14 protein-coding genes are annotated in these 14,322 nt (G+C 28.5%); 11 read left to right on the top strand and 3 right to left on the bottom strand.

Features of this window, described 5'->3' with window-relative positions; all coding sequences use genetic code 11:
* Positions 1 to 21: 21 nt before the first annotated feature.
* Entirely contained in the window at positions 22 to 1,071 is a 1,050-nt protein-coding gene (prfB, locus tag ABXT61_RS04690; RefSeq protein ID WP_415315941.1) for a peptide chain release factor 2, read from the top strand.
* The gene (locus ABXT61_RS04685) at positions 1,071 to 3,263 is read left to right on the top strand and encodes a hypothetical protein (RefSeq protein ID WP_415314616.1); all 2,193 of its coding nucleotides are present in this window, start codon (positions 1,071 to 1,073) and stop codon (positions 3,261 to 3,263) included. Before prfB ends, ABXT61_RS04685 begins: the two co-directional genes overlap by 1 nt.
* Here ABXT61_RS04685 and tyrS read toward each other — a convergent pair.
* Positions 3,260 to 4,489: a tyrosine--tRNA ligase gene (tyrS, locus tag ABXT61_RS04680; protein WP_415314614.1), complete on the bottom strand. Its 1,230-nt coding sequence runs from the start codon at positions 4,487 to 4,489 to the stop codon at positions 3,260 to 3,262. The two genes, ABXT61_RS04685 and tyrS, sit on opposite strands and share 4 nt — an antisense overlap.
* 44 nt (positions 4,490 to 4,533) lie before the next feature.
* Between tyrS and ABXT61_RS04675 the strand changes: the two genes are divergently transcribed.
* The gene (locus tag ABXT61_RS04675) at positions 4,534 to 5,667 is read left to right on the top strand and encodes an anhydro-N-acetylmuramic acid kinase (protein ID WP_415314613.1); all 1,134 of its coding nucleotides are present in this window, start codon (positions 4,534 to 4,536) and stop codon (positions 5,665 to 5,667) included.
* On the opposite strand, the gene ABXT61_RS04670 is transcribed toward ABXT61_RS04675, so the two are convergent.
* Entirely contained in the window at positions 5,664 to 6,320 is a 657-nt protein-coding gene (locus ABXT61_RS04670) for an alpha/beta hydrolase (protein ID WP_415314612.1), read from the bottom strand. The two genes, ABXT61_RS04675 and ABXT61_RS04670, sit on opposite strands and share 4 nt — an antisense overlap.
* 136 nt (positions 6,321 to 6,456) lie before the next feature.
* Between ABXT61_RS04670 and ABXT61_RS04665 the strand changes: the two genes are divergently transcribed.
* From ABXT61_RS04665 to ABXT61_RS04630, 8 genes are read left to right on the top strand one after another with little or no spacing between them, the layout of a single operon-like run.
* Positions 6,457 to 6,882 (top strand): RrF2 family transcriptional regulator, encoded by a 426-nt coding sequence (locus tag ABXT61_RS04665; protein ID WP_415314611.1) that lies wholly within the window; start codon positions 6,457 to 6,459, stop codon positions 6,880 to 6,882.
* A gap of 1 nt (position 6,883) precedes the next feature.
* A complete protein-coding gene (gene sufB, locus ABXT61_RS04660; protein WP_415314610.1) occupies positions 6,884 to 8,326 on the top strand; it encodes a Fe-S cluster assembly protein SufB in 1,443 nt (480 codons plus the stop codon).
* On the top strand, positions 8,326 to 9,060 hold the full coding sequence (gene sufC / locus ABXT61_RS04655) for a Fe-S cluster assembly ATPase SufC (protein ID WP_415314608.1): 735 nt from the start codon (positions 8,326 to 8,328) through the stop codon (positions 9,058 to 9,060). The genes sufB and sufC overlap by 1 nt, the downstream gene beginning before the upstream one ends.
* Entirely contained in the window at positions 9,061 to 10,305 is a 1,245-nt protein-coding gene (sufD, locus tag ABXT61_RS04650) for a Fe-S cluster assembly protein SufD (protein ID WP_415314607.1), read from the top strand. It abuts the gene before it with no gap.
* Positions 10,302 to 11,519: an aminotransferase class V-fold PLP-dependent enzyme gene (locus tag ABXT61_RS04645; protein WP_415314606.1), complete on the top strand. Its 1,218-nt coding sequence runs from the start codon at positions 10,302 to 10,304 to the stop codon at positions 11,517 to 11,519. Before sufD ends, ABXT61_RS04645 begins: the two co-directional genes overlap by 4 nt.
* Positions 11,519 to 11,989 carry a Fe-S cluster assembly sulfur transfer protein SufU gene (sufU, locus tag ABXT61_RS04640; RefSeq protein ID WP_006997170.1) on the top strand — a complete coding sequence of 157 codons (471 nt, stop codon included), beginning with the start codon at positions 11,519 to 11,521 and terminating at the stop codon, positions 11,987 to 11,989. Before ABXT61_RS04645 ends, sufU begins: the two co-directional genes overlap by 1 nt.
* 3 nt (positions 11,990 to 11,992) lie before the next feature.
* Complete coding sequence (locus ABXT61_RS04635; RefSeq protein ID WP_415314605.1) at positions 11,993 to 12,289, top strand: iron-sulfur cluster assembly protein; 297 nt, start codon at positions 11,993 to 11,995, stop codon at positions 12,287 to 12,289.
* On the top strand, positions 12,289 to 12,621 hold the full coding sequence (locus ABXT61_RS04630; RefSeq protein ID WP_020169243.1) for a HesB/IscA family protein: 333 nt from the start codon (positions 12,289 to 12,291) through the stop codon (positions 12,619 to 12,621). Before ABXT61_RS04635 ends, ABXT61_RS04630 begins: the two co-directional genes overlap by 1 nt.
* Before the next feature lie 236 nt (positions 12,622 to 12,857).
* Here ABXT61_RS04630 and glnA read toward each other — a convergent pair whose 3' ends face one another.
* Positions 12,858 to 14,264 (bottom strand): type I glutamate--ammonia ligase, encoded by a 1,407-nt coding sequence (gene glnA, locus ABXT61_RS04625; RefSeq protein ID WP_415314604.1) that lies wholly within the window; start codon positions 14,262 to 14,264, stop codon positions 12,858 to 12,860.
* Positions 14,265 to 14,322 lie beyond the last annotated feature (58 nt).

Below are 14,322 nucleotides of genomic sequence, written 5' to 3'. Positions count from 1 at the left end.
AATCTGAAATAGAAAAAATCAATCAAAGAGTTAAGGAGTATCTTTGAAACACATAGTATTCATGCAAAATTAGAAAAGACTAACCAAAAAATACTAGAAACTAATTTCTGGCAAAACAAAGCAAATTCCCAAAAAGTTATTAAAGAAAAAAAATTGTATGAAGAATTAATAAATTCATATGAAAATTCATCTAAATCAATAGTTGATCTAGATGAACTGAATGAGCTTGCTTTAGAAGAAAAAAATCAATCTGTAATAGATGAAGTTTTAGAGAGCATCAAAAGTTTAAAAAAATTAGCTAAAAAAAATGAAACTAAATGTTTTTTGTCAAATGAAACTGATAGTCTGGATTGTTATATAGAAATTCATGCAGGTGCTGGTGGAACAGAAAGTCAAGATTGGGCAGAAATGTTAAGAAGAATGTATTTAAAATGGTCGGATATTAAGAATTTTAAATCAGAATTAATTAGCGAACATAAGGGAGATGAAGCTGGCATAAAATCATCAACTATTAAAATTGAGGGTGATTATACTTATGGATGGTTAAAAGCTGAGTCTGGAATTCATAGGTTAGTTAGAGTATCTCCCTTTGACTCTGGAGCTAGACGACATACCAGTTTTGCTAGTATTTGGATTTATCCAGTTGTAGATGAAAATATCGAAATAGAGATAAATGAAAAAGATTTACGTATTGATACTTATAGATCAAGTGGAGCTGGAGGACAGCATGTAAATACTACAGACAGTGCAGTAAGAATTACTCACTTACCATCAAAAATAGTTGTGCAATGTCAAAATGAAAGATCACAACATAAAAATAAAGATACCTGTATGAATATGCTTAAAGCAAGATTGTATGATTTTGAATTAAAAAAAAAAGAAAAAGAAAGTCAAACAGTAGAATCTTCCAAGTCAGAAATTGGTTGGGGTCATCAAATTAGATCCTATGTACTTCACCCATACAGAATGGTAAAAGATAACAGAACTAACTTTGAAAGCTCAAATCCAGATAAAATCTTAGATGGTGAGATTGATGATTTTTTAGAAAGTTCATTATATAAAATGAAATAATGAAAAGAATAATTAAAATTCTTATAATATTAACAATAACTGTTGCAGCTATTGTTATTTACTTAAGTATATATGGAATAAAGACTGAAAAGTTTAATAATGAAATTACAAAAAATGTTTCAAAAATTAATAAAAAAATTAACATTTCATTAAAGGAAGTTAATTATTTATTAAACCCACTGAATTTTAGTATTAATATTTCAGCAAAAAACCCCAAAATATTACTGCAAGATAAAAGTTTAGATTTAAGTGATATTAACACCAATATATCGTTGAAATCTTTTATAACTAATCAATTTTCTATTGATGATTTAAAAATTTCCACAAAAGAAATTAAAATTAAAGATCTAATTTCATTAACAAGAGTAGTTAAAGGATCACCACAACTTTTTGTTTTAGATAACATAACTAAAGAGGGGTTACTTTCTGCAAATATAAATCTTACGTTTGATTTAAATGGAGAAATAAAAAACAATTATAAAATTAATGGGACTATTAAAAAAGCAAAATTTAATATTTTTAACCAAGTGAAAATTGAAGATTTAAACCTTTCATTTAATATAAGTAATAATCAATTAACGTTAAGAAAAATAGAAACAAATCTTAATAGTGTAAAATTAAAATCACCATTAATTAAAATTGAAAAAAAGAAAGATATATTTTTTGTTGACGGAAAAATAACAAAGGATCAACAAAATTTTGATATAAGTAAATTAGAGCCTATACTTGATGACTGGATAAACAGCATCGAGATAGAAAAAATTGACTTTAATTCTATAAATACCTTTTCTTTTAACGTTAACAAAAAATTAAAATTGAATGATTTAAAACTTGAAACAAACTTAAACCTAGAAAATTTTGAAATAGTTAAAAGTCCTTTTAATTTAAAACCCTTTTTACCTAATTATATAGAGCAAGTTAAATTTAAAGATCATAAGATTAAAATTAAATTTACAAAAAATATATTGGATATTAAAGGTGACGGGGCCATTTATATTGGAGATGAACTTGAACAATTATCTTACAGCATTATTAATAATGATGGAAAAATAACATTTGATACAAAACTTAATATTGAAAACAATCCATTAATAATAAATTTTTTAGATTATAAGAAGAAAAAAGAAGATAGTTCAGAAATTTTATTAAAAGGTATTTACAAAAAAAATAAAGAATTAATATTTAAAAATATTTCTATAATAGAAAAAAATAATCAAATTTTAATTAAAGATTTATTATTAAGCAAAAATTTTAAAATTAAGGATTTAGATTATGTTAAGCTTGATTATAGAAATAAAAATGACCTTCTTAACAAGATAGAATTAAAGAAAAATAAATCCAATTTTTCCATAATAGGTAAAAGTTTTGATGCAGCTCAGTTCATTAATAATAGTATAGATGATGATGAAAGTTCTACAATTTTTGAAAATTTTAATTCTAAATTTGATATTAAAATAGAAACAACTTTTTTAAACAAAAAAGATTATATAAAAAATTTATTTGGAAATTTTTCCTTTAAAGAAAATAAGTTAGATAAATTAAAACTAGAGTCTACTTCTTCTAACAATAAAAAAATGAATTTATCTATTGAAACTAATAAGCAAAAAGAAACTATTACAAGATTTTTTTCAAACCACCCAAAACCTTTGATTAAAAGATATGATTTCATAAAAGGATTTGAAGAAGGGAATCTAAATTTTAATTCTATAAAAAAAGATGGCTTGTCAGATTCTGTATTAGTTATTGATAATTTTAAAGTTAAAGAAGTGCCTGTTTTTGCTAAGCTTTTAAGCCTAGCATCTCTTCAGGGAATTGCAGATCTTTTAACCGGTGAGGGAATAAGATTTACTGATTTTGAAATGCGATTTTCAAGTCAAAAAGGTCTTACTGAGATTGAGGAAATGTATGCAATTGGTCCTGCTATTTCTATATTAATGGATGGTTATATTGAATCAAAGAAATTAGTTAGTTTGAGAGGAACATTGGTTCCTGCAACAACTATAAATAGATCCATAGCCTCAATTCCTCTACTTGGAAAAATATTGATAGGAGATAAAACGGGTGAAGGTGTTTTTGGTGTAAGTTTTAAAATAAAAGGACCTCCAAAAAATCTAACCACAACAGTCAATCCAATAAAAACTCTAACACCTAGATTTATAACAAGAACACTAGAAAAAATTAACAAGAACTAAATTAATTCAACTTTAATATGTTTTTTTTTGCCAAGAGAAAGTTTAATTAATCTATCTTTAAATAAATTTTTAGTAATTAAAAACTTTTCATCAGAAATAGCCTGACTGTTTATTTTAATACCATTTCCTTTGATTAATCTTCGAATTTCACTTTTAGAACTTTCTAGTTTAGATAAAATTACTAAATCTAGAATATTTATATTGTCGCCTAGCATTTGTTTGTTAATTTTAATGGTTGGTAAGTTGTCACCTAAAGAATTTTCAGAAAATGTTTGTTTTGCTGTTTCTTGACATTTTCTTGCTTCATCTTCACCATGCAGCATAGATGTAGCTTTATTAGCAAGTAAAATTTTTAACTCATTAATATTATCATTTTTAATGTTTTCAATCTCATCAATATGAATATCTGTAAAAATTTTTAAAAACTTTAAGACATCTCGATCATCAATATTTCTCCAAAATTGCCAGTAGTCATATCCTGAAAGAAATTTTTTATCTAGCCAAACAGCTCCAGACTCAGTTTTACCCATTTTTGCACCTGATGCTAATGTAATAAGAGGTGTCGTTAAACCATAAACATGATTATTTGAATATTTTTTTATAAGATCAACTCCATTAACGATATTACCCCATTGATCTGAGCCACCAATTTGAAGCATGCATTTTTCTTTTTTATTTAATTCTAAAAAATCATAAGCTTGCAAAATCATATAGTTAAATTCCATATAACTTAATGACTGTTCTCTTTCTAGTCTAATTTTAACACTATCAAAACTCAACATTTTGTTGATTGTAAAATGTTTTCCCACATCTCTTAGAAAAGAAATATAATTTAAATTTTTAAGCCAGGTGTAATTATTAACAAATATTGGTTTTGTTTTTGGGTCTTTATCATCTAAAAAGTTTTTTAAAATTTTTTCAATATTATTTATATTCTTTTTAATTTCTTCTTCAGATAAAATTGTTCTAGTTTTATCTTTTCCAGAGGGGTCACCTATTCTAGTAGTACCACCTCCCAATAAAACTATTGGTCGGTGACCATGTTTTTGTAATAATCTAAGACACATAATTTGAAGCAAACTACCAACATGAAGACTTTCAGCAGTACAATCAAAACCTATGTAAGCTCTGATTTTTTCTTTATCTAGTAATTGAGACAGATTATCTTCTCCAGTACACTGATAAAAGAAACCTCGATCTTTAAATTCTTTTAAAAATTTATTCATAAATATGCTATCTAGAATATACAATATTTACTTAAAAAATAAGAATGGAAAAATTTTATACTTCTTTAGGGTTAATGAGTGGCACATCTATGGATGGGATTGATGCATCAATTATTAGATCCGACGGTGAAAATAACTATGAACCTATATTTGACAAATATTTTGAGTATGATGAGGTAATTTATTCAGACTTACTAAATTTGAGAGATAAAATAAATTCAATAAAAGATTTAACAACTAATTCTTATCAAATTAACGAACTCGAGAGAAAAATCACATTATTTCACGCCAAAATTAGTAAAGTAATTATAATGAATGCTGGAATAGATGTGGATTTAGTTGGTTTTCATGGTCAAACAATTTTCCATAATGCTCAGAAAAAAATATCAAAACAAATTGGAGACGGTAATTTATTATCAAATCTTTTAAAAAAAAACGTAGTTTATAACTTTAGAGAAAATGACATTCTTAATGGGGGTCAGGGAGCCCCATTAACCTCAATCTTTCACAACTTACTTGTAAATCAGAATCAAATAGAGAGACCTGCTTGCGTTCTAAACGTAGGAGGTATTGCAAATATTACCCTTGTTGTTTCAAAAAATAATGAAGATTTAATAAGTCTTGATGTAGGTCCAGGTAATTGTCTCTTAGATGAATGGGTTAGAAAACACACACAAATGAAATATGATGAAAATGGAAAAGCTTCAGACATTGGAAAAACAAGTGAAGTTATTCTAAATCAAGCAATTGATAATTTTGACAATATAAGTAATCAAAAAAAACTTTCATTTGATGTAAAGGATTTTGATTTAAGTTTTGTAAAAGGTCTCTCATATGAGGATGGCTTATCAACATTAGTAGATTTTACAGCAATAATAATTTATCAATCAATCTTAAAATCAATAAAAATTAATGAAAATGAAAAGCTATCAATAATTGTTTGTGGTGGTGGAAGAAAAAACCTTTCTTTAATGAAGAGTATAAGGAAAAGACTGCCAAAAAATATTTCTTTAAAAATAATTGATGATTATAAAATTGATGGAGATTTCATAGAGTCGCAAGCTTTTGCTTATCTTGCAATCAGATCTGCACTGAAAAAAATAATTTCATACCCAAACACTACGAACGTGGAAAAACCTTCAATAGGTGGAGTTTTAGTTAAAAACTATTCAGATTAAAATAAAGCAGATTCTTTTTTGATATATTTATCTAAACTTTTTACCAATGCATCTTCTGTTTTAGTAAAAAAATGATTAGCATCATTTATAGCTTGAAAGTCAACTTTAATACCTTTTTGGGCACTTAATCTTTTATCTAGATCTGTAATATGTTCTAGGGGAACTAACTCATCCTTTTTTCCATAAATCATTAAACCTGAGGTAGGACATGGAGATAAGAATGAAAAGTCATAAACATTTGGTTGTGGTGATATTGCAATAAATCTATTTATTTCTGGTCTTCTCATTAGTAGTTGCATTGCTATTAGTGATCCAAAAGAAAATCCTGAAACCCAACATTGTGAGTTGTCAAAATTTTCACGTTCTAACCAATCTAGAGCTGCAGCTGCATCAGCTAGTTCGCCTTGACCATTATCAAATTCACCATCACTTTTTCCAACACCTCTAAAGTTTACCCTGCATACAGAAAATCCATTTTCCATAAAAGTATGAAATGTATCAACCACAACTTTATTATTCATTGTTCCTCCATATTGAGGATGAGGTTGTAATACTAACGCTATTGGTGATGTAATTTTTTCACTTTTGTAATACTTGGCTTCCATTCTTCCGGCAGGTCCAGGTATAAAAACTTCTACTATTTTATTGTCCATAAATGATATTGATTATTATTCTCAAAAAAAAATACACTTATCATAACTAAGCGACAATATGTTATCTTTTTTGTATATTGTATACTTGACTAAATTGGTCAAGTTTGTATAAAAAGCCTTCTTAAATAAGGGTAAAATGAAATTAACATCAAAAGGTAGATATGCAGTAATGGCATTAGCTGATCTCGCTAAGTTTAATAGTGTTAATCCAGTATCTTTAAGAGATATATCGTTAAGACAAGGAATTTCCTTAGACTTTTTAGAACAAATTTTTTCTAAATTAAAAAAATACAATATTGTGAAAAGTATTAGAGGAACCAATGGTGGCTATATCTTAAACAAAGAACCAGAAGAAATTAAATTAGCAAATATACTTAGTGCTGTAGATGAAGAAGTTAAAACTGTTCAATGTAAAAAAGAATCTAAAAAAGGATGCAATAGCAAGACTACAAAATGCATTACTCATAATTTATGGGACGAACTTGAAGTTTATATCAATCATTTCTTTGAACAAAAAAATTTAAAAGATCTTATTAACAATTCTTCAGAAAGTAGAAATTAAAATGGATGCAAGAGAAAAAGAAATAGAAAAATTAAAAGATTATAAATATGGGTTTTCAACTGATATTGAAAACACTAGAGCACCTAAAGGTTTAAATGAAGAGGTAATTAAGTTTATTTCAAATATCAAAAAAGAACCACAATGGATGCTTGATTGGAGATTAAAAGCCTTTGAGAGACTAAAGCAATTAAAAGAACCTAATTGGCAAAAACCTAAATATCCTAAAATAGATTATCAAGATCTTTATTATTATTCAGCGCCGAAGAGTATGGATGATAAGCCAAAAAGTTTAGATGAATTAGATCCAAAATTATTAGAGACTTACAATAAACTTGGAATACCTCTACAAGAGCAAGCAAGACTTAATGGAATTGCAGTCGATGCTGTATTTGATTCTGTTTCTGTTGCAACAACATTTAAGGGTGAGTTAAATAAAAAAGGAATTATTTTTTGTTCCATGTCAGAAGCAATACGAGAGCATCCTGAATTAGTAAAAAAGTATTTAGGTTCTGTAATTCCATTATCAGATCATTATTTTGCAACACTTAACTCAGCAGTTTTTACCGATGGGTCATTCGTTTATATTCCTGAAGGTGTAAGATGCCCGATGGAACTCTCAACTTATTTTAGAATTAATGCTACAGAAACAGGTCAATTTGAAAGAACTTTGATTATTGCTGATAAAGGAAGTTATGTAAGTTATTTAGAAGGGTGTACAGCACCAATGAGAGATGAAAATCAATTACATGCAGCAAATGTAGAGTTAGTTGCACTAGATGATGCAGAAATAAAATATTCAACAGTACAAAATTGGTACCCCGGAGACAAAAATGGAATAGGTGGAATTTATAATTTTGTAACTAAGAGAGGTTTGTGTAAGGGAAAAAATTCAAAAATATCTTGGACACAAGTTGAAACAGGATCAGCAATTACATGGAAATATCCGAGCTGTATATTGATGGGCGATAATTCTGTTGGAGAATTTTATTCAATAGCAATAACAAATAATCATCAAAAAGCAGACACAGGTACTAAAATGATTCATTTGGGCAAAAATACAAAGAGCAAAATAATATCAAAAGGTATTTCAGCTGGTTTTGCAGATAACACCTATAGAGGGTTAGTAGATATTGCAAAAAATGCCGATAATGCGAGGAATTTTACTCAATGCGATTCTCTTTTGATGGGTAACAAGTGTGGAGCACATACAATTCCATACATAAAGAATAAAAATTCTAGCTCAAATATTGAGCATGAAGCAACTACATCAAAAATTAGTGACGAACAATTGTTTTATTGCAATCAAAGAGGTTTAAATCAAGAAGAAGCCGTTAGTTTAATAGTTAATGGTTTTTGCAAAGAGGTTCTACAACAATTACCAATGGAATTTGCAGTTGAAGCTCAAAAATTAGTAGGAATTAGTTTAGAAGGGAGTGTTGGTTAATGTTAACAATTAAAGAGCTTAAAGCAAATATTGATAATAAAGAAATTTTAAAAGGGTTAAATTTAGAAATTAAACCTGGAGAAGTACACGCAATTATGGGACCTAATGGATCTGGAAAAAGTACTCTATCAAATGTTCTTTCAGGAAAAAAAGGCTACACTGTAACTGGCGAAATAAAATATTTTAATGAAAATCTTTTAGATTTAGAGATTGAAGAAAGAGCTCATAAAGGAATATTTTTAGCATTCCAATATCCATTGGAAATACCAGGAGTTAATACCAATATATTTTTAAAAACATCTCTAAATGCAATTAAAAAAGCTAAAGGTGAAAAAGAATTAGATGCTATTGAATTCTTAAAATTAGTTAAGAAAAAAGCAGGCGAATTAAAATTTGATGAAAAAATATTAAGTAGACAATTAAATGTAGGTTTTTCTGGTGGAGAAAAGAAAAAAAATGAAATACTTCAAATGTCTATATTAAATCCTAAGCTGTCTATTCTAGACGAAACAGATTCTGGACTTGATATCGATGCGTTAAAAATAGTATCTGAAGGTGTGAATGCCTTAAGAAGTAAAGATAGTTCTTTTTTAATCATTACCCATTATCAAAGGTTGCTTGATTATATTAAACCAGATTTTGTTCATGTTTTAATTGATGGTCAAATTGTTAAATCTGGAGGATCTGAATTGGCAATGGAATTAGAAAGTAAAGGATACGAAACACTTAGTTAAATGATTGAACAATTAAAATCAGATTTCAATAAAATGGCAGAAAATTTAAAATTTTCTGAAAGTAATGTTGAGCTTAGAAAGAAAAATTTAACAAATTTTATCGATAAGGGCTTTCCAAATAAAAGAATTGAAGATTGGAAATTTTCAGATTTAAATCAAATAATCTCATCTAATATTGAAAATTTAAGTTTTTATAATGATAAAACTTATGAACCTGAAGATCAAATATCTTTAATTAATAAGTTTGAGCATAATAAGATTATTTTTATTAATGGATCTATCTCAAAAGTAGATATCAATTACGAAGATGACACTAAAGTTTTAATTAATAATGATTTAGATTTAAGCAACAATGCCAACGAAATTAATCCATTGGTATCTTTGAATCATGCTCTAGCTAGTGCACATATTGGCATTATCATTAAAGAGAATTATTCATTAAATAAGCCCTTAATTTTATACAATATTACTACTGAGGATGTTAACTCAACTGCACTCAATTTAAGAACAGACATTAAATTAGAAAAAAATAGTAGCTTGAAATTAGTTACTATATTTGATGATCAGTCTGAAAATAATTTTATTAATATAACTCAAAATTTTGATATTGCTCAAGATGCAATCCTTAAAAGCTACAAGATTGATCATAAAACTAACTCTAATATTAAATATTTTTATAATAATATTAATCTTGAGAAAAATAGTATTTCTGAAAATTTTATTTTTTCTACGGGATCTAAATTTATTAAAAATGAGGTAAATTGTAACTTAAACGATCAATACAGTTCGGCATTTATTAATGGTGTAATAAACTTGAAAAACTCACAGCATCATGAAATTAAAACTAACATAAATCATTTAGCGGAAAATACAAAAAGCTATCAATTAATCAAAACAGTTTTAAATGATAAATCTAAAGGTATCTATCAAGGTAAAATTTTTGTTGATCGAAAAGCACAAAAAACAAACGGTTATCAACTGAGTAAAGCTTTACTTTTAAATGAAAATACAGAATTTGATGGTAAACCTGAACTGGAAATTTACGCAGATGATGTAAAATGCTCACATGGATCAACCTCAGGTAACTTGGATGAAGACTCGATATTTTATCTAATGTCTCGAGGTTTAAGTCATCAGCAATCAAAAGAATTATTAATTAATGGCTTTCTAATGGATGTGGTTGAAAAAATTACTGATTTAGAAATCAAAAATTTAATTAAAGATATGATGGGAGTAGTAGAATGAGTATAGCAAATATTAAAAAAGAATTTCCAATATTTAATAATAAAGTTCAAAATAATGATCTTGTTTATCTTGATAGCGCTAATTCATCTCAAAAACCACAATCTGTAATTGATAGAGTTAATGATTTTTATACAAATGAATTTTCAAATACAGGTAGAAGTGTTCATTATTTAGCAGTAGCAGCAACTAATCTTTATGAAAATACAAGATCTTCTGTTCAAAAATATATTAACGCTAAAGATAAAAATGAAATTGTATTCACCAAAGGTGCTACTGAGGCAATTAATCTTGTAGCTAATACCTATGGCCAAAAATTTTTAGAAGAAGGTGATGAAATCCTTATAACAGAACTTGAACATCATTCTAATTATGTACCTTGGCATTTTTTAAGACAATCTAAGGGTGTAAGGATAGAATTTGCAGAGATCAATGATGATGGAGAAATTACTTTAGAAAGTATTGAAAAAAAAATAACATCAAAAACTAAATTGATTGCAATTACACACTTGTCTAATGTAACTGGATCGGTTTTGCCTGTTAAAGAAATAACAGAACTTGCTCATTCAAAAGGTATTGCGGTTCTAGTGGATGGATGCCAAGGTGCTCCTCACTTAAAACTTAATATGCAAGATATTGACTGTGATTTTTATGCTATTTCTTGCCATAAAATGTACGGACCAACAGGTCTTGGTGTTTTATACGCAAAGAAAAAGTGGCTAGAGGAATTACCACCTTATCAAGGTGGTGGTGGAATGATCCAAGATGTAAAAAAAGATAGTATTTCATATGGTGATTTACCTAACAAATATGAAGCTGGAACTATGGCAACTGCTCAAGTTATAGCATTTGATCAATCTATAAAATTTTTAGAAAAAATTGGAATTGAAAACATGATTAAGCATGAGCAAGAATTAATCCAGTATGGTCAAGAAATTTTAAGAAAAAATAATTCAGTTAAATTAATTGGTAACCCGAAACATAGATCGGCAGTTTTATCTTTTACTATTGAAGGTGTTCATCCACATGACATAGCTACAATACTGGATGAAGATGGTGTTGCTATTAGAGCGGGACATCATTGTTGCCAAATTCTACATGACAAATTAGGAATACCAGCAAGTGCACGTGCTTCATTAGGTGTCTACAATACAAAAGATGATCTGGATCAACTTAATAATTCTATTAACAACTGTAAGAAAATTTTTAACATTTAATGAATATAAAAGAGCTTTATCAAGAAATAATTTTAGAGCATGGCAAAAATCCCCGCAACTTAAGAAAAACTGAAAATTTTAATAAAGATGCAATGGGCAAGAATCCGTTATGTGGTGACAATGTTCATATATTTTTAAAACTTGATGAGAATAAAAAAGTAGAAGATATTTCATTTGAAGGTAGTGGTTGTGCAATTTCAATGGCCTCAGCATCAATTATGACTGATTTAATTAAAGGAAAAGAAGAGGTGGAAGTTAAAGAAATTGTAAATGATTTTTTAGGTATGATTAAAGAGAACCCTGAATTAAAATCAAAAAACTTAGAAGAAGATGAAAAAACCAAATTAATGTGCTTGTCTGGTGTAAAACAATACCCAATGAGAGTAAAATGTGCGACTTTATCATGGCATACTTTAATCTCTGCAATTGACAATACTCAAGAAGAAATTAATACTGAAAAATTAGATTAAATTATGGAATTAAGAGAACAAGTAATAGCTGAAATTAGAAAAATTTATGACCCGGAGATACCAGTCAATATTTATGAATTAGGTTTAATTTATGATGTTAAGGTAAACGAGTCTAAAGCTAAGATTATAATGACCTTGACTTCACCAAATTGTCCTGTTGCAGAAAGCTTACCTCAGGAAGTTAAAGATAGCGCAATGCAAGTTGAAGGCATTGAAGAAGTTGATCTAGATTTAGTTTTTGAACCACCTTGGGAAAAATCAATGATGTCAGAAGCTGCTAAATTGGAGTTAAATTTATAATGAACCCTATAATTAAATTAAGTGACAACGCTGCAAGTCGTATTAAAGAAATTATGTCTGGAGTTGAGTCGAATTCAATTGGTGTTAGAGTTGCCGTTAAGTCTGGTGGTTGTGCTGGCATGTCTTATGTAATGGAATATGCAAAAGAAATTAATCCATCAGATGAAATAATTGAAGACAAAGGTGTTAAGGTTTTTGTGGATGCTGCAGCTGTTATGTATTTACTAGGAACTGAAATGGACTATAAAAAAGAGGAATTTTCATCCTCATTTGTATTCAATAACCCCAATGAATCCGAGCGTTGTGGTTGTGGTGAATCATTTAAAGTATAATATTACTTTAACGCATATCAGTATTGCAAATATCACATATCTAGTGTATTAAATAGTTATGAACAAATTCGAATTTAAAAATCTTGTTAAATCTTTAGAAAAGTCATTGAAAGAAAGAACTTTCTTTAAGACTTCTTCGAAAAGAAGTAAACACTGGTGCTAATGGCACACAGGATTACGTTGTTAAAAAAGGAATTAACAAAGATACAATCGCAACAACTAGACAGTAATTAATCTTAGCTACTGTAATACATCTCAAATTCTACAGGATGAGGTGCATGTTCAAATCTATGTATCTCTTCAAATTTTAATGCAATGTACGCATCAATCTGATCATCAGTAAATACACCACCGTCAGTTAAAAACTCTCTATCTTTATCCAAACTTTCCATAGCCTCTCTTAGAGAGCCGCAAACAGTTGGAATATTTTTAACTTCTTCTGGGGGTAAATCATAAAGATCTTTATCAAAAGATTCACCTGGATGTATTTTATTTTTAATTCCATCTAAACCAGCCATAAGCATAGCAGCAAAAGTTAAGTATGGGTTTCCTGAGGCATCAGGAAATCTTATTTCACATCTTGCACCATTTTTACTTAATGAAATCGGTATACGACAAGAAGCCGATCTATTTCTTGCAGAGTAAGCAAGTAGAACAGGGGCTTCAAATCCTGGAATTAATCTTTTGTAACTATTTGTCGTAGCGTTTGAAAAAGCATTAATTGCTTTTGCATGTTTTAAAATACCACCAATGTAATGAAGTGCTGTTTCAGATAACCCAGCATAAGCATCACCAGAAAAAACTGGCTTATCATTTTTCCAAATTGATTGATGAATGTGCATGCCTGAACCGTTATCTCCAGCAATTGGTTTTGGCATAAAAGTTGCAGTCTTACCAAATGAATGTGTAACCATTTGAACTACATATTTATATAACTGAACATTATCAGCTTGATCAACAAGTGTTCCAAAGTACATACCTAGCTCATGTTGGCTTGGGGCTACTTCGTGGTGATGTTTTTCAACTTTAATACCCACTTCTTTTAAACTTTTTAAGTATTCACCTCTCATGTCTTGTTCACTATCAACTGGAGGAACTGGAAAGTAACCACCTTTTACTGGAGGTCTATGACCCATATTTCCATTTGCATACTCTGTACCTGAATTATAAGGACCTTCTTTACTATCTATTTTAAAACCAGTGTTGTTGGGATCATTATTAATTCTAACATCATCAAAAACAAAAAATTCAGGTTCAGGACCAAAAAAAGCTTTATCACCAATACCAGATTTTTTTAAATATTCTTCTGCTTTTTTAGCTGTTCCTCTTGGATCTCTTTCGTAAGGAGATCTTTTAACTGCATCTAGAATGTCACAAAAAAGAATTAATGTGTTGTGTGAAGTAAAAGGGTCCATAACAAGTCTTGAAGTATCTGGCTTTAAAATCATGTCAGATTCATTAATTGCCTTCCAACCAGCTATAGATGAACCATCAAAAAATACACCCTCGTTTATCATTTCTTCATCAACAATGGTGTGATCCATTGTTAAATGTTGAAGTTTTCCTCTAGGGTCGGTAAATCTTAAATCAACAAATTCAACTTCTTTTTCTTTCATGAGCTTTAAAACATTAGCTGCAGTCATAGTTTCTCCCTTTTTAAATTTTATGGTCAATTAATAACAAATGTTTCCTTAATAATAT

The sequence above is a fragment of the Candidatus Pelagibacter sp. Uisw_137 genome (assembly GCF_047720245.1).
GTDB lineage: Bacteria > Pseudomonadota > Alphaproteobacteria > Pelagibacterales > Pelagibacteraceae > Pelagibacter.
This window is presented reverse-complemented; position numbering and strand designations above follow the sequence as displayed.